The following is a 16,005-nucleotide window of genomic DNA, read 5'->3' as shown; positions in this document are numbered from 1 at the left end:
AGGTGCCGTCCACTTCAACCCTCACTCACCCAGCAGGCTCCGGAACAACCCGTATTGGTGCCCGACCTGGTTGAGCAGGAGGACGAGCACGCACAGGACCAGCACGGCCCGGTATTTCCGTTGATACAACAGCGCGGCCGCGGCCAGCCCTGAAGCGAGCAGGAAAGCGGCCGATACCAGGAACGGCCGCGACAGGGAGCGGACGATCGACACGGGGATCAGCGGCGACTCCAGCTCGTAGCGCGTTCTGAAATACGCGAACAGCTGCAGCCCCACCAGCAGGAAGAGCAGGCCGAGCAGGATGCGCGCGGCCAGGATGCGGGAACGTGTGGGAGGCGTCGGCATGCTGCAGGTTAAAAAGGTAAATGGGTTTAGATTACTCACCCGGCACGAACCCGGTGAGGTGGCCGTTCCGGCGGATGTAAAACGAATCGGAGTTCTTCGCCTTCAGCAGCAGGTCGTCGTTTTTTTTTTGCGAAATCGGGGTAAATGCGCCGATTGTTTTTTTTTAGTTTCATAACGAAAAACGTTGCTGCTGAAAACCGATCTGTTCCAAGGTAGGGCCTTTCGGCTGGTCGTGGATGCGGCAGCGCTGGTCTACCTGCAGCAGGCCTGTGCGCCGCCCCTCACCACTTACTGCGGCGACAAGGAAAACTTCTTCGTGGAAGCCTGGGTCACCACACCCGAAGCGGCGATCGAAATGAACCCGTTGTAACTGCTCCAGCGCCCCTTTTCTACGGAAAACTCCCCGACAGCCTGGTACGTCACTTTCATCATTGTTTTACTGCCTTTGGCTGTGCCGAACATGGGGCTATTGAAGTCGCCGGAAATAAATTCCTCCAGGTCGTACTTCAGCACCGCGATTTTACCCGCGCCGGACTCTTTCACGTCGAGCAACGTCACTTTGTTTTTCCGGTACGCTGTGTCACATTTGAAATTTTGGTCCATAGAAATGAAATTCACATCCAACGACCAGGAGTCGCCGACTTTTACCGGCTTGCCGGGCAGTTGAAAGAAAACAGCGATAAGGTTCCGCTGGTCGTTCTTGACGTAAAAGCTCTCGATGGCGCCGCTGTCATAAACCGCTCCTCTCAGCATCACGGCACCGGTCATCTTTCCCATCAAATCGACCATAGCGCTCACCGAGCTATCCTTGCTCTTTTTAGCCGATGGCTTGTCGTCCAGCAGCATTTCAATGTCCACAACGTGCTCCTTCTTTCTGGAAAGCCGGGTTATCAGGGGCATGTCATCGACGGCCTTATTCAAGTCCTGGAAAAAAGCATTTGCCCGCGACAATCCCGCATGGATGCTGTCCTTATTCAATAGTTCGAATATGCCCCCGAGATTGATGGAGAAATTCGCCACGCCGGAAGTATCCACCTCCTGCATGGTCGTTTTGTAATGCACCACTTCATTCGTCTGCAGTTTCCATCGGAGCGCCAGGGAGGGATCCATTTGTCCGTAGCCGTGTGCTGAAAGAAGAAGGGCAAGCAGGGAGAGGAGTTGTTTCATGAGTTGATTTATGGTCGTTCTGCGGGCCCGGGTTACTTGACCTCGTGCCCCGCGTAATAAAAGTCCGCGCCGCCCTTGTACTGCAGGATGCGCTCCACCAGCTCCTCGCGGCCGATCTCGAGCGCGTCGATCCGCAACACAAGGTCGGCAAAATCGCGGAACTGCAGCACCAGCTCCTCGTCGCCGTTTTCGCTGTGGCGGTAATATACCGTTTTAAAGCACTGCATCCGGTGCCATTCAAACAGGCCCTTGTCGCGCAGCTCGATCCCTTCGGCGCTCAGTACGAGCTCCGCCTTCCGCCGGATCAACTCCGACAGGAAATAAAAGAACAGGGCGAAGAAGACAACGCCGACGATGCTGGCGAGCACCGGGCTATGCCGGTAGAAGATGCGCGTCTTCTGATAAGGACCCAGGAAGTAATAAAGGAGCATCGCGCCACCGAGCAGCACGAAGCCGAGCAGCTTCGTCCGCGACTGGCGGACCACGAGCGGTTCTTGCGGCACCGGGCTACTCATGGCAAACGCACGGGTAATGGGCCAACGGGCAATGCTTCATTTCAAAAAAAGTTTTTAACGCGTCTTCCCGTTCCTGGCAGGAAAGAAGGGGCGCAAGGACCAGCGCGCAGCGGCTGCCGCGGATCAGGCCGTTGGGGCAGGAACGCCCGTAGGCTCTTCGATCGTAAAGACGTATTGCCCCGGGTTGCTGCGGCTGACGTACAGGAATACATGCCCTTCGAGCACGTGGTACTTCAGCGTGGTGGCGTCGAGGGGCAGGGCCTGCGCCAGCCGTTTGCCGCCGCACAGGGCGGGGTCCTGGTAATACAGCAGGGTGCGTACGGTTTCCTGCAGCTCGGCGCGGTTGGCCAGCAGCACCAGCGTGCCCGCGCCCATAACGGCCGCCGCGGCCTGCAGGTCGGAGCCATCGCCGGGCACTTCCTCGGCGTAGGAGCGGTCGCGGAAGTCGCAGTGATCGAAGAGCACCGGGTAGCGGTCGGCACTGAGCTTGAACAGGTGCAGGCGTGCAGCTCCTTCGCCGGGGTCGGCCGCCGCCGGCTGCCTGCGCCGCCGCGCCAGGAAGTAGAGGATGTAGACGGTGAGGGTAAAAAGCCCGAGCAGTTTGAGGTAAGGTGACATAGATGCAGATAAGGTTTCAAGATACAAAACAAAGCGCGTCCTGGATAGCGATCTATCTACGCAAGGAGCCGTTTCCCCTATCTTCGCCCCCGCAATCGGTTCCCGGTGCGCAATCGCCGGGATGAAAAGGGAATCCTGTTGGAATCAGGAGCTATCCCCGTAGCTGTAAGATCCGAGGCGGATCATTGAATAATGTCTATTGAATAATGTTTATTGAATAAGTGCATTTCCCTGCGTTATTCAATATTGATTATTCACTATTCAATGCCCACCTCCCAGGCAACTTGCCACTGTGGCGCCACAAGCGCCATGGGAAGGCGCCCGAAGGATTGAGCCAGAAGACCTGCCTGTTGCGATGGTCCCGGCCTGTGCCGGGATGACGATTCAATTTTGCTTTCGGGTGAAAAGCAAGGAATGGAAAGTTTGCGCTTTTTAGTTCCCCTTTTACCGGAAGCAGTCACCACAAAACCCTTTTTATGAAAAGAGTTTTCGCCGTGGCTGCCATCCTGGGCTGCAGCCATGCATTTGCACAAACCGACAGTGCCCAGCGCGTTTTAGCGGAGGTCGTAGTGACGGCCACCAAGTTTCCGAAGAATGTCAATGAGACCGGCAAGGTCGTGACCGTGGTCGGCCCCGACGTGCTGCGCCGCAGCAGCGGCCGCTCGGTGGCCGAAGTGCTCAACCGGCAGGCGGGCTTCGTCCTCATCGGCGCGCAGAACAACCAGGGCACCTACCCCGACCTGTACCTGCGCGGCGCCGGCATCGGCAAGACCCTTATCCTGCTCGACGGCGTTCCGATGAACGATCCCTCCACCATCGTCGGCTCTTTCGACCTCAACAGCCTGCCGGTGGAAAACATCGAGCGCATCGAGATCGTGAAGGGCTCGCTGTCCACGCTCTACGGCTCCGACGCCGTGGCCGGCGTCATCAACATCATCAGCCGCAAAGGCGCCGCCACCGGCCTCGAAGGCTCGGGCACCCTCGCCCGCGGCTCGTACAACACGTTCAAGGGCGCGCTCAGCGTGGCCGGCCGCAGCAAGCGCCTCTCCTACAACGCCTCGTACAACCGCCTGACGTCGGAAGGCTTCTCGAGCGCCGAAGACACGCTGCACACGGGCAGCTTCGACAACGACGGCTTCCGCCAGGACGCCTTCCAGGCCTCGGTGGGCATTCGCCTGTCGAAGAACGCCCAACTGCGCGTCTTCGGCCAGGGCTCGCACTACGTAACCGATCTCGACAACGGCGCCTTCAGCGATGCGAAAGACTACAGCGTCAAATTCGACCAGGCTTCCACGGGCGCCAGCGCCGACATCCGCTACGGCGCCGAAAACCGCCTCGTACTCAACTACAGCTACAGCGTGGCCGAGCGCCGCTACTGGGACGACTCGCTGTTCGTGGGTGCCTTCTCCGACTGGACGAAGCAACGGTATACGGGCCGCGCGCACTTCGCCGAAGCCTATACCAGCGTGCGCCTCGCCCCGCACTTCGAGCTGCTGGGCGGCGCCGACCTGCGCCTGCAGAACACCGACCAGTTTTACCTCTCGCACAGCGCCTTCGGCGACTATAAATCGGAGCTGTCGAAAGACTCGAGCAAGGCCACGCAGACCGGCGTCTTCGCCTCGCTGCTGCTCAGGGACCTTAAAGGTTTTAATGCCGAACTCGGTGGCCGCTACAACCACCACTCGCTGTACGGCGACAACTTCACCTGGAGCTTCAACCCGTCGTACCGTATTGCGGGGCAGGTAAAGCTGTTCTTCAACATCGCTTCCGGCTACAAGGTGCCCACGCTGTACCAGTTGTACGACGGCTCGGCCGGCACCCGCACGCTGAAGCCCGAAGAGTCGACCACGATCGACGCCGGTGTGGAAGTACGCCCGCTGCGCCAGCTGATGATCCGCGGCGCCTGGTTCAGCCGCGACACGAAGAACGGCATCGACTACAACAGCGCCACCAACCAGTACTTCAACTACAACCGCCAGAAAGACCACGGCGTGGAGCTGGAGCTGCAGGCCCGCAACGAGCGCTACTTCGCCTCCGCCAATTACACGTGGGTAACGGGTGAAGTGAACACGCTCCAATATGTATACGATCCTATCACTTTCAGCTACTCGGTAAAAGGCGATACGAGCTACAACAACCTGTTCCGACGCCCGAAGGACCTCGTGAACCTCACGGCCGGCTTCTATCCCTGCAAGTCGTGGACGGTGAGCGCTTCTTTCCGCTACGTGGGCGCGCGCGAGGAGTTCATCTTCGGCGGCTCGCCGAAGGAGCTGAAGGCCTACAGCATGGTGGACTTTTATACGGATTACCAGCTGCACCAGCAGCTGCGCCTCTTCGCCGACCTGCGCAACCTGTTCGACACGAAGTATACCGATGCCTATGGCTACAACTCCCGTCGCTTTAACTTCACGGTGGGCGCGACCCTTCAATTCAAGTAATATGAACGCCTTCCTCAACTGGAGCGGCGGTAAAGATTCGGCCCTCTGCCTGCACTATGCCGGGCAGCAGGGCCTTTCTTTTGACCGCCTGCTGACAGCCGTCAACGAAGCCACCGGCCGCATCGCCATGCACGGCGTACCACGCCCGTTGCTCGAAGCGCAGGCCGCCGCGCTCGGCAAAAAGCTCTCGGTCATGGAGCTCCCCGCGCAACCGGGCATGGAAGCCTACGAGCGCGTGCTGCTGGACACGCATGCCGGACTCAAAGCGCAGGGCTACGACTGCGCTGCCTACGGCGACCTGTTTCTCGAAGACCTGAAGCAGTACCGCCTGCAGCAGCTCGAAAAATCCGGTCTGCAGGGCCTCTTCCCGCTCTGGGGGCGCGACACGAAGGGGCTGCTGGAAGCGTTCATCGCTCTCGGCTTCCGTGCCGTCATCGTGGCCGTGAACGAAAGCTTTCTCGACCGCTCCTTCTGCGGCCGCGCGCTCGACGCCGCCTTCCTGCGCGACCTCCCCGCCGGTGTGGATCCCTGCGGGGAAAACGGCGAGTACCATTCCTTCGTTTACGACGGACCTGTATTTCTACGTCCGGTGCCGTTCCGGACCGGGGCGGTGCTGCAGCGAAGCTACCCGGCACCGAGAAGCTGTGATGACTGCTTTGCGGAGCCGCAGCCGGAAACGGTGTTTTCGTTCCTGGAGCTGGAAACGTGAGGCGTGAACCGTCAGGCGTGAGGCGTCAGGCGTGAGGCGTCAGGCGTGAGCCGTCAGGCGTGAGTGCTGACGCCCGCTTTGAATAACGTTCCGCTTGCGGGACATTTTTAATTACCGTGCATCGCGGCCTGACGACTCACGCTTCACGGCTGACGCCTCACGACTGCCGATTCCCGATATTTGCCGCAAACCCTTCGCCATGGAACTCAACCTCAAAGACCTCCTCACGGTGACCTTCACGCTCTTTGCCGTTATCGACATCGTGGGCGCAGTGCCGGTGCTGGTGACGCTCAAGAACCGCCTGGGCGACATCCATGCGGCGCGGGCCACGCTCATCTCGGGCGCCCTGATGATCGGCTTCCTCTACCTGGGTAAGCCCTTCCTGAGCCTCCTCGGCCTCGAGGTGAATTCCTTCGCCGTGGGTGGCTCGATCGTGATCTTTATCGTGGGGCTGGAAATGGTGCTGGGCGTGGAGTTCTTTAAAAGCGAAGGCGAGGCGCGCGCGGCAACGGTCGTGCCGATCGCCTTCCCGCTCATTGCCGGCTCGGGCACCCTCACCACCATCATCTCCCTCAAGGCCAACTTCGACTACACGACGCTCCTGCTGGGCATCCTGGCCAACCTGCTGTTTGTGTACCTGGTGCTGCGCTCGCTGCGCCACATCGAGCGGTTGCTGGGACCGTCGGGGCTCATCGCCATCCGCAAGTTCTTCGGCGTCATATTGCTGGCCATCGCGGTGAAAATCTTCGCCACCAATGCGCATGGGTTGCTGAAGTAGCGGGGAATAGTTTATTGGTATATTGATTTATTGGCAACAGGAATTTACCAACGGCGACCGACCACTGGTACTTAGCAACGGGCGGCGGCAATCAGGTCTGCCAGCCTTCAGAACCCTGAAAACCTTTAGAACCACCCGCAGCTCCGCTCCTCTGGAGAACCTTAGTTTCCCTATCTTTGTCGCCCGCCGGGCATTTGCGGCGGTATTGGCCTCGTAGTACAATGGATAGTATAAGAGTTTCCGAAGCTCCAGATCCAGGTTCGATTCCTGGCGAGGCCACAAATAACTACCGCTCTTTGTTTTTGCTTTCACTGCCTTCTCCGAAAACCCTCTACAGGCGTGAGTTACAGCCAAACAAAGAAAAACTAAGCAAAGCGCGGTATAACTAAATGCGACAACGAAACCGACTACCGACCCTTAAGTGGTCGGTTTTGTTTTATTAAGCACTATTTGCAAACAGACTAAAGCCGGAGCCCATTCGTTGCTTTTGCAAATTCTTAACACATTCAATTGCCTTCCTTTCCTTTCATTTTTCGGTTTCAATCTACCCATCTAGGCTAACAGGAAAACTGAGATAAACAACGGAAATCTAGTGCGTTGCACGCATCGTATGCACATTTTCACTCATGCGTTTTCCAGTCTATCAAACTAGTTTTGTTATTCAAAATTGAACCCAATGGCAAGAACAACCTTAAATGTAAATTTCAACCTTCGGGACACGCAAAGTACCACAGACACACCGGTAAACATGGTTATCCGCTACTGCAATCAAAAGCTCATTTACCCTACCAACGAACGCATTCACCCTAAGCACTGGCAGGGCGATAAATCCAAGAAGGGGTATCAACGTGCAAAAAGCACCGCCGACTTCTCTGAGTTTAACCGGTCGTTGGAAAAAATAAAGCACATAGCAGGTGAAGTGTACACCCAGTACAAAAACGATAACAACGGCGAAATACCTAGTCCAAACAAACTAAAAGACCTCTTGGATATCGCTTTGGACCGCAAATCGGGACCGGTACGCGACTTTATCCCCTATATCAAACAGTTTATTGAACAAGCAAAGGGGCGCAAAAACGCAAAGACCGGTAAATCGCTGGCTTACCCAACAATCCAGAAATACAAAACCACCCTAAAGCACATTGAGGACTATATCAAGGACACAGGCCATCGGGTAAACTTTGCAGAAATCGATATTGACTTCCGGAGCCGCTACATGGACTACCTAGTAGCAAACCGTGGCCTTTGCCTAAACTCAGTTGGAAAGTCGCTGAAAACGCTCAAACGATTCCTAAACGCCGCAACCGAAGCTGGCATCAACAAATACACGAAGTTTAAGCACCACGACTTTACAGCCCCTAGTGAAACAGCAGATAGCATATACCTAAATTGGGAAGAGATTGATGCCCTAGCTGAGCTCGACTTAGTCAACAACCCCAAACTCGACAAAGCGAGGGACCTGTTCCTTATTTCATGTTATACAGGCCTGCGCTACGCCGATGTGGTAAGACTTACAGTTGAAAACAATGTGGTTGACGGCCGGATCGAAATCGAAACCCAAAAAACCGGGGAGCCTGTCAAAATCCCTATCGATCCAGTGTTACACCAGATCATGGCAAAATACAACAACTCGTTTCCTCCCGCCATATCAAATCAAAAGCTAAACACGTACCTCAAGGAACTCGGGCAAAAGGTCGAATCGCTTAAAGTGAAAGTCGCCAAGCGCCGGACCATCGGGGATAAGAAAGTAACAAAGCAGTTCGAGAAGTGGCAGCTTTTAACCTGCCATGTAGGCCGCAGGTCTTTTGCTACCAACCTCATCAAAACAGGAGAGTTTACAACACATGATGTAATGCGCTTTACAGCACATACTAAAGAGGATACGTTGCTTAAATATGTAAAAATTACGCGCGAAGAGGTACACAACAAACTCGCAGATTACTTAGCTAAGAGAAAGGAAGAGAGTAAAACAGACCAAAAAGCTGCTTAATACAACCACCTTGGCATATGCCTACCTACCGTACGTATACCCGAATTTTCCCGACTTAAATTCGGCAAGTAACCGTAATAAAACCACTGTCATTAACCAGGCAGGTGCGGAAATGAACATTAAATCTGACTTTAAGTACTGTTTATCAAATACTTACAACAAGAGATACCTCAATCAGGGCCCTATAGGAAAATAACCAGAATATAAATAGATTTGCTTGACTTACTACCTCAAGAATGGAACCAATTGCTAATGAGCCTGTTAGGGAAAGGGATGCACCTGGTAATGTACGAGCTTTATTGCCGCAAGAAATCGATTTGTTGATAGCTGAAGAAATTAGCGCATTAACACAAACTGATAACAATTTCTGGTCATCGCCAGATCATGATAGAAAGGAGTATTTACACTGTTTTTTCCAGTATCCTGCAATGATGGTCCCTGTCGTCCAAAAAAAGCTGATCGAAATAATCATCAATTGCAAGCCAGGGATTTCGAATGTATTGGACCCGTATATGGGTTCAGGGACATCGTTGGTTGCATGCATGGAAAATGGACTCGATTGCTTTGGTCAGGATATTAATCCGTTAGCTGTATTGGTAACTAGAACAAGAACCGGCCCTTTTTACGTAAAGGCAATTGAAGAAAGGAAGTCAGATTTATTTAACTCAATTGAAAACGATCAATCAGAAAATATTGAAGCGAACTTTACCGGCTTGCACAAATGGTTTAAGCACTCTACGGCAGTTGAACTATCGAAAATAGTCAGGGCAATTCGAAAAGAAAAGCGACCGGCAATTCGACGTTTCTATTGGGTTATCCTTGCCGAAGTAGTTAGAATCAATTCAAATGATCGCACATCGACCTATAAACTACATACTCGGCCTGCAGACGAAATACAAAAACGAAGCTTATCATCGATCAATCTATTCAAAGAACATTTCGAATCTTGCTTAAAAGACCTTCTTTGGTATTCCAATCTCTTGACAAACGCAAACAAACTTTCTAAAGGCGCCTACCTGGGAGAGGTAAGCTTACGCCTTTTAGATAGCAAAACAAAGGTCTACACCCCTAACAACCAATCTAATTATTTTGATTTGCTCGTAACGTCGCCTCCCTATGGAGATAATAAAACCACTGTTACGTACGGCCAGCATTCGTATCTACCGCTACAATGGATTGACTTGTCTGACATTCATGAATTAGCAACCAGTGACTTTTTGAGGACAACATCCGAAATTGATAGCCGAGGGCTTGGCGGCAAGCTGCAAACCTTAGATGAAAAACAACTACAAGAATTGTTTAGGTGTTCACCATCGTTTTATGCTACTTATCGCTCATTAGAATCTAAATCTCCCGACAAATTGAAAAAGGTCGTAAGCTTTATCTATGACCTATCACTATCTATCCAGAATATACATGACTCCCTTAAACTTGATTCCTACCAAATTTGGACGGTTGGAAACAGAAACGTAGGCGGCATTGAAATTCCCAATGATAGAATAATTGAAGAACTCATTGTAAGTAAGGGTGCAATTGTCGTAACAAGAATCGAAAGAGAGATTTTAAACAAGAGGATGGCTTATCGTAACAAGGACGCTGAATTGATGAGCTACGAAGACATATTAATATTTAGGAAAATTGGAAACTAAAATAAACACTTCAGCCCACTTTGACATCAGCGCCGCTGTTGTGAAACAACTAGGCGAGGAATTAGTTACAGATGAGGTGACTGCAATTATGGAGTTAGTAAAAAACTCCTACGATGCTTGCTCAAATTGGGTAAGGATTGAAATTGACACGCGGGGCAAATTGTCAGAGGAACCATTTCGATACGTAAACGACAAAGGCTATATTATAATTGAAGATGGCGGCTTTGGAATGAATGAAGATGAGATAAAGAATGGCTGGCTAGTTATTTCATTATCGCACAAGAGGCAATTGAAGGAGCAAGGCCTTAAGACTCCATGCGACAGAACTCCGCTTGGAGACAAAGGTTTGGGAAGATTGAGTACCCAGCGATTAGGCAACAAACTGGAAATGCTCACAAGTAGAGTCGAAGAAAACCACATCCACCATATTGCTTTCAATTGGGACGATTTTACAGAAGATGTGGCACTAACAAGCGTACCAACTTATTTCAATAACATCGAGAAACGTTTCCAACCTAAAGGAACTAAGTTAGTTATACGTTGTTTGAAAGATCCTAATTTATGGGAAGGCAAACTTGCGGACAGAGTTAAGGGGCAACTATCTCAGTTAATTTTTCCTTTTAAGCAAAAGAGAACATTTCATGTTTACCTAACCATTAATGGTGAAAAAATTGACTTGGATGAAATAGGCGAAGCACTTAGGAGCCAAGCCGTGTCGCGTTATAAGGTAGAATATGCTTCTGGAAAACTTACTATCTCCGGAAGTGTAAAAATGTATAAGCTCTTCGGGGGCAATAACCCAGCCGATGATCGAGCTGTTTACCAAAACTTAGTTGCGGAAGACCAAGGAAAAAGCTTTTTCAGATTTCTTACAAATAAGGAAGAAAACCGGGCGTTCTTCCTTGATGGCTTAGAGTATAAAGGGACCAATGGCGTACTTTATACTTTTAAGAAAAGCTTTGATCTGGCAAACTTGCCGAAACGAGCATTAACTATGATAAATGGCAACGAAGAATTAGCGGACCCAGGGGATTTCTTCGGCGAAATTGATGATTTCAACTTACGAGAAAATGATTCGCTAGACTCTGTTTTTGACGACTTTTCTCAATTCAAAACCCTAGTAAAGAATCAGAAAGGCATTCGTGTTTTCCGCGATGGGTTTGGCATCAAACCATTTGGCATTGATGGGCAGGATTGGCTAAAGCTTGGTGGATCATGGACATCTGGCGGGTCTTATTATGGCCTAAAACCTAGCAATGTTATTGGCTTTATTTCTTTGAGTGCAGACAAAAACAAGTACCTCAGAGAAAAAACCGACAGAGAAGGTTTTATGGAATCTCCATATTCTCAAAACTTTTTCTTGTTGATGACAAAAATAGTAGATCAAATCAACGACTTATTGGAGAAGACAAGAAGAAGTTATTCAGAATACCGAAAGCAAATTGCCAAAAGCTCGGGAGGAATAACCGACATACGCGATTCTTTCGCAAGAATAAAAAATACATCAAGCCAAGCTAAAGACTTACAAGACCAAACCCATAAACTAACCCCGGTTTTAGCTAGGGTTGCGCAAGTCGTTCGACAAACGGTCAATCACTCTAAACAAACAAAGGCTAAAGATGAAAATGAACAACGTCAAAGAGATTTGCTGTTAGAAATTGATGACGCGCTGCAACGAGCAATGGAAGTATTAATCAAAGTTGACTCAATTCTAGAGATCGCAAAAAAGCTCGAACAAGATGCCAATTATATTAAGCCCAAAGTGGAGGATCTGGAAAGTCAACTTACAGAATTTGCGGAACTCGCCGGCCTGGGATTAACTGCCGAAGCATTATCACATGAAATTTCCCATATTGTTGATAGATTACTTGACCAAACTAATACAGTACAAAAGAAAATCAAGGGGAAAGAAATTGTTGATACTTCTTCCGTATTCGTCTACATCGAATACGTCAAAAATGCGATTCAATCTTTACGAAAACAACTAAGCCACCTCGCTCCTTCGTTGAAATTTGTTCGTGAAACGAAGCATGACATAAACTTGAACTCGTTTATCGAAGAGCTTGGGTCATACTATCAAGATCGTTTCGGCAATCAGATTAAACTCAAGATCAACTATTCGAAATCAGGGTTCGTAATAAGGATGAGTAGAGGCAAACTAACCCAAATAATAGACAACATCGTACTAAACTCTGAATATTGGCTTAAAGACAGAATGCGAACTAATAAAGGTTTTGAGCCGACCATAAGTATTGAACTGAACAATCCGTTTTTAGTTATTTATGACAATGGGCCTGGCATAGACCCTGAATTAGCAAAAAGGGTTTTTCAGCCTTTTGTAACGGGAAAACCAAGAAGTCAAGGCCGGGGTTTAGGGTTGTTCATTGTACAGCAGTTGCTTGATACTGTTTCTAGTGAAGTGTATCTTTTAGAAGATCGCAATGAACATAACCGGCAATTCAAATTCCAGATAAACTTTTCATCTATACTTGTTTAATCATGCCTAACGACCAAAAACCAACTGTTGACAGACTGCAGGATTTACTTGCTTTATTGAACATAACTAGCGTTTATTATGTTGACGACGAGAACAATCTCTCGGACATCGATTTCCAAGTAATATCTGGCGAAATAGAAAAGATATACGGCTTCAACAAACAAGATGCGTTACAAGCGATAAATTTCGATGGCGCGGATTGGGATATGCCAAAAGAAGGAGTTATTAGTCAGTTTTCAAGCGAATGGCAGACCCTACCATTTGAAAAGAAAAAAGAGATTTATGTAGAAATCTTGAAAATATCAGGTGGGGAGGAAATCAAACTTGACTTTGAAAGAGCAAAACGTGTACAAGAACAACTTCCTGGTGGAATTGTCAAGATTATGTCCCCTCAACAATGGGACACAGAAAAAACTAAACTCAATGAACTTATTGCAGACGGCGAAATGGCGCTTGTGCTTTTTGATGAAGACTTATCGCACGCAGGGATAAAATATCAATCTACAAAAGGTCACAACTTAATTGCTCAAGTAAAACAGTCTGCGGCTAATAACAAAGTCATTTGCTCATTACTAACACATAAAATCTCATCTGCAAGAGAGGAATTAGGATTTAGGGACAGTCTTATTGAGGAAAATCCTGAAATAAACCTCCAAGTAAACGACTTTTTTCCCTTGGCAAAGGAAAGGTTAGACAACCCGGAAGTTTTCGCAGACGGGATTAAGAAGACTCTTTTAAACAAATATTTTGAGACAATTAAACAACACACGAAAGCACTAATTAAGGCAAGCTATGAAGATGCAGCTAAACGTGTTGACTCCTTCGATACCTATGACTTTGACCAGACAATTTTGCAAACTTCTTTAAGAGAAGGTGTATGGGTACCCGAAACTATTATTAGAATTGCTGACATAGAGTTTGAGAACAAACTCAAAGAGCGAATGACCAAAAATGACTATGTTCCGATTATCAATGAACAATTAAAGTACGCAGAACCGTTTGCCGATATTCAATTTGATATTCCAAGTACCATGCAGCCTTACTCAGATAAACTCTTAATAAGGCACGCTGAAATTTATGATTCTGGGGATATTATCAATAAGCTCCGGAAACCGTTAGAAAATGGTGACATCTTCCAAATCGATCAGACCAAATACATTCTCGTAGCCCAACCTTGTGATATGATGATTCGCGGAATGGGCAAAAAGAAGGGGATTAGAAACGCAAAAGTTGCCACTCTGCTACGCATTGAAGAACTCGATTATAACAAAAAGAAGCAGCCCGATCTGGCAAAGGCTAAAGACCAACATCTTTTAGAATATTTCGAAAACGGCACTAACAAATTTGGGTTGGTGCATTTCAACTCTTACTTGATAGTTGATATAGATGTATTAGATCTATGCGTTTTCAATGAAAAGGGCGAAGCAGTTATCCACTTTGGTGAACCTAAAATAGATGTTTCTTACTTATCTAGCTGCTGGGAAACCCGTTTCGGATTCCTTTCTGCTCAGCTCGACGAATTGCGAAAGAAAATACTCTCAGTGAAGGAAATGATTTCAAGCTTACCTAAAGACCACCAAACGGTAATTTTGGACGAGTTTTTCCCTAAAGCTGTTATTGTTGCATCTAATCCGTTAGTACTCCCCATAATAAAAAACGATAATCTAACTACGCTAAACTTTGGAATTACACGCGTTAAACATTACAAAGGGACGGGTGCTAAAACACTATTAGAAAAATATACACAACACTTGTCAAGGACAGCCGAGCTACATGATTTTGCAGCCGGTGAGACAAAGGCTGTTCCTGCACAAGCTGCTTCTGGCGCTACTATTGTAAAAAAGAAGGAGGAAAATAAAGTTGTGGCTCAGGAAATTACAACTCAAACACGACCACCAAGGCTGAACTGAATTGCAAGGCTTTTACTGTTTATTGTTAGACTGTTTACAAAGCGATTTTAAATTCAAAAGGCACGTTTAAAAGCGTGCCTTTTATTTTGACAGCGTTCGTACCCTGAGGTTTTTCCACTTTGCAAATCGATGCTTCCAAGCGCCCAATTGGTAGGCTTTAGGAAACCTAGCTATTTTTCCAACGACTAAGCGGAGGATTGTTAATCTGATTATAATCAAGAATGAGACGATCATAAGCCCCATCATCTTCTACCCACCCTTGTTTTATTAGCTCAAATTGTGGACCACCAGGGTTAGCATCTGAAATTGAGACACTATAACCAGCATCTATCATTTTGTTTATATTCTTTGTTATGTGCATCTCTGTAATTTCCCTTAAGTGTATAAACTTCGTAAAGCGTTTCGTTTTATGATCTAACACCAGTATATGTTTCATATGTTATTGTGTAACGTCCTAAAATGATTTATTCAGGGTCGGCAACCTAGAATTGGCTTTCAAATAATTAAACAGCACCATACTTTCGACATAAGCTGGCGGCACTTCATCTTTAGTGTAAAAGACATGCAAATCTAAAAATTCAATTTTCTGTAAATGCATGAATCGGAACATGAATTTGAATGTTGACTCGTCAATCTTAGTTGTCTTATCTTTTCCCCTTGAAGCGACTAAACGGTTGCAAAGAGCATGCTTACCATATGTACCATCGTTTTTAACAGTTCCAGCCTTGCCACAATAGACAATTCTGCCATCTGGAACAGTCCACAAGTAGATTCCATATAGCTTGGCCTCTATGCTACGTCTTATCATTTCATTATAGCACGCACCCGATAGATCTCTTTCTAAGCTAGAATATTGGATGCGGCAAACTGTTGATTTTACTACATAGGGTGCAATTAAGTTTTTTACTTCATTTAACGTCATAAGCAAGCATTTAATAAATGCATTTTTCGGCGCTCAGAAACAGCTAACCTTTTTCTTGATTCTCTTTGCGTTCTTCAATTAGAATATTGACTTCTTTAAGGATCGCAGGTATTAAACTTTCTAATTCAACCTCATAAAGGCTAGCAAGCTCTGCCATTGTGATAATATCGATTGACTGCTTGCCACTCTCAACTTTTGATAAAGCACTTTGGCTTATTATTCCCGTCTTCACAACCATCGCCTGCGAAAAACCTTCATCTGGATCATCCGGTGATACCCTTGCTTTCCAAAGCAATCTGCCAACCTCTTCCCAAATGCCTTTTCGTTCCTCCGGTGAAAATCGTTTGAAACCCCACCTGCTGGTATCACTCATTACCTTATTACGAAACGGCATATAGATTAATTATTCTCTAATGTAATAAAATATTCTCCCAAGCAATTATTCGATAATCGAATATTTAGTTTGC

14 protein-coding genes, 1 tRNA gene and 1 riboswitch are annotated in these 16,005 nt (G+C 48.1%); of the genes, 8 read left to right on the top strand and 7 right to left on the bottom strand.

Annotated elements, in window-relative coordinates; translation table 11 throughout:
- Positions 1-21: 21 nt before the first annotated feature.
- The 4 genes from E0486_RS05795 to E0486_RS05780 form a co-directional block, all read right to left on the bottom strand.
- Positions 22-345 (bottom strand): hypothetical protein, encoded by a 324-nt coding sequence (locus tag E0486_RS05795; protein WP_131851201.1) that lies wholly within the window; start codon positions 343-345, stop codon positions 22-24.
- Positions 346-633: 288 nt separating this feature from the next.
- Complete coding sequence (locus E0486_RS05790; protein WP_131851200.1) at positions 634-1,512, bottom strand: hypothetical protein; 879 nt, start codon at positions 1,510-1,512, stop codon at positions 634-636.
- A 32-nt stretch (positions 1,513-1,544) separates the two neighbouring features.
- On the bottom strand, positions 1,545-2,027 hold the full coding sequence (locus E0486_RS05785) for a hypothetical protein (protein WP_131851199.1): 483 nt from the start codon (positions 2,025-2,027) through the stop codon (positions 1,545-1,547).
- Positions 2,028-2,150: 123 nt separating this feature from the next.
- The gene (locus E0486_RS05780) at positions 2,151-2,645 is read right to left on the bottom strand and encodes a hypothetical protein (protein ID WP_131851198.1); all 495 of its coding nucleotides are present in this window, start codon (positions 2,643-2,645) and stop codon (positions 2,151-2,153) included.
- A gap of 79 nt (positions 2,646-2,724) precedes the next feature.
- Positions 2,725-3,010: riboswitch (cobalamin riboswitch) on the top strand.
- 111 nt (positions 3,011-3,121) lie between these two features.
- Between E0486_RS05780 and E0486_RS05775 the strand changes: the two genes are divergently transcribed.
- The 8 genes from E0486_RS05775 (at position 3,122) to E0486_RS05740 (ending at position 14,616) form a co-directional block, all read left to right on the top strand.
- Positions 3,122-5,083 (top strand): TonB-dependent receptor plug domain-containing protein, encoded by a 1,962-nt coding sequence (locus E0486_RS05775; protein WP_131851197.1) that lies wholly within the window; start codon positions 3,122-3,124, stop codon positions 5,081-5,083.
- Position 5,084: 1 nt separating this feature from the next.
- Complete coding sequence (locus E0486_RS05770) at positions 5,085-5,792, top strand: Dph6-related ATP pyrophosphatase (protein WP_131851196.1); 708 nt, start codon at positions 5,085-5,087, stop codon at positions 5,790-5,792.
- Between the two features lie 199 nt (positions 5,793-5,991).
- Positions 5,992-6,570, top strand: coding sequence for a MarC family protein (locus tag E0486_RS05765; protein WP_131851195.1), 579 nt, complete (start codon positions 5,992-5,994; stop codon positions 6,568-6,570).
- A 207-nt stretch (positions 6,571-6,777) separates the two neighbouring features.
- Positions 6,778-6,849: transfer RNA gene (locus tag E0486_RS05760), tRNA-Arg, on the top strand.
- Positions 6,850-7,246: 397 nt separating this feature from the next.
- On the top strand, positions 7,247-8,560 hold the full coding sequence (locus E0486_RS05755) for a site-specific integrase (protein ID WP_131851194.1): 1,314 nt from the start codon (positions 7,247-7,249) through the stop codon (positions 8,558-8,560).
- A gap of 236 nt (positions 8,561-8,796) precedes the next feature.
- A complete protein-coding gene (locus E0486_RS05750; RefSeq protein ID WP_131851193.1) occupies positions 8,797-10,209 on the top strand; it encodes a class I SAM-dependent methyltransferase in 1,413 nt (470 codons plus the stop codon).
- Positions 10,199-12,706, top strand: a complete 2,508-nt coding sequence (locus E0486_RS05745; protein ID WP_131851192.1) for an ATP-binding protein — start codon at positions 10,199-10,201, stop codon at positions 12,704-12,706. Before E0486_RS05750 ends, E0486_RS05745 begins: the two co-directional genes overlap by 11 nt.
- Before the next feature lie 2 nt (positions 12,707-12,708).
- Entirely contained in the window at positions 12,709-14,616 is a 1,908-nt protein-coding gene (locus E0486_RS05740; protein ID WP_131851191.1) for a hypothetical protein, read from the top strand.
- A 166-nt stretch (positions 14,617-14,782) separates the two neighbouring features.
- Here the strand turns inward: E0486_RS05740 and E0486_RS05735 are convergent, their stop codons facing one another.
- From E0486_RS05735 to E0486_RS05725, 3 genes are read right to left on the bottom strand one after another with little or no spacing between them, the layout of a single operon-like run.
- On the bottom strand, positions 14,783-15,052 hold the full coding sequence (locus E0486_RS05735) for a hypothetical protein (RefSeq protein WP_131851190.1): 270 nt from the start codon (positions 15,050-15,052) through the stop codon (positions 14,783-14,785).
- Positions 15,053-15,070: 18 nt separating this feature from the next.
- Complete coding sequence (locus E0486_RS05730; RefSeq protein WP_131851189.1) at positions 15,071-15,538, bottom strand: hypothetical protein; 468 nt, start codon at positions 15,536-15,538, stop codon at positions 15,071-15,073.
- Positions 15,539-15,581: 43 nt separating this feature from the next.
- The gene (locus tag E0486_RS05725; RefSeq protein WP_131851188.1) at positions 15,582-15,932 is read right to left on the bottom strand and encodes a helix-turn-helix domain-containing protein; all 351 of its coding nucleotides are present in this window, start codon (positions 15,930-15,932) and stop codon (positions 15,582-15,584) included.
- Between the last annotated feature and the right edge of the window lie 73 nt (positions 15,933-16,005).

Origin of the sequence: Flaviaesturariibacter aridisoli (assembly GCF_004343705.1) — a bacterium.
In the GTDB taxonomy this organism is placed as follows: domain Bacteria; phylum Bacteroidota; class Bacteroidia; order Chitinophagales; family Chitinophagaceae; genus Flavisolibacter; species Flavisolibacter aridisoli.
This window is presented reverse-complemented; position numbering and strand designations above follow the sequence as displayed.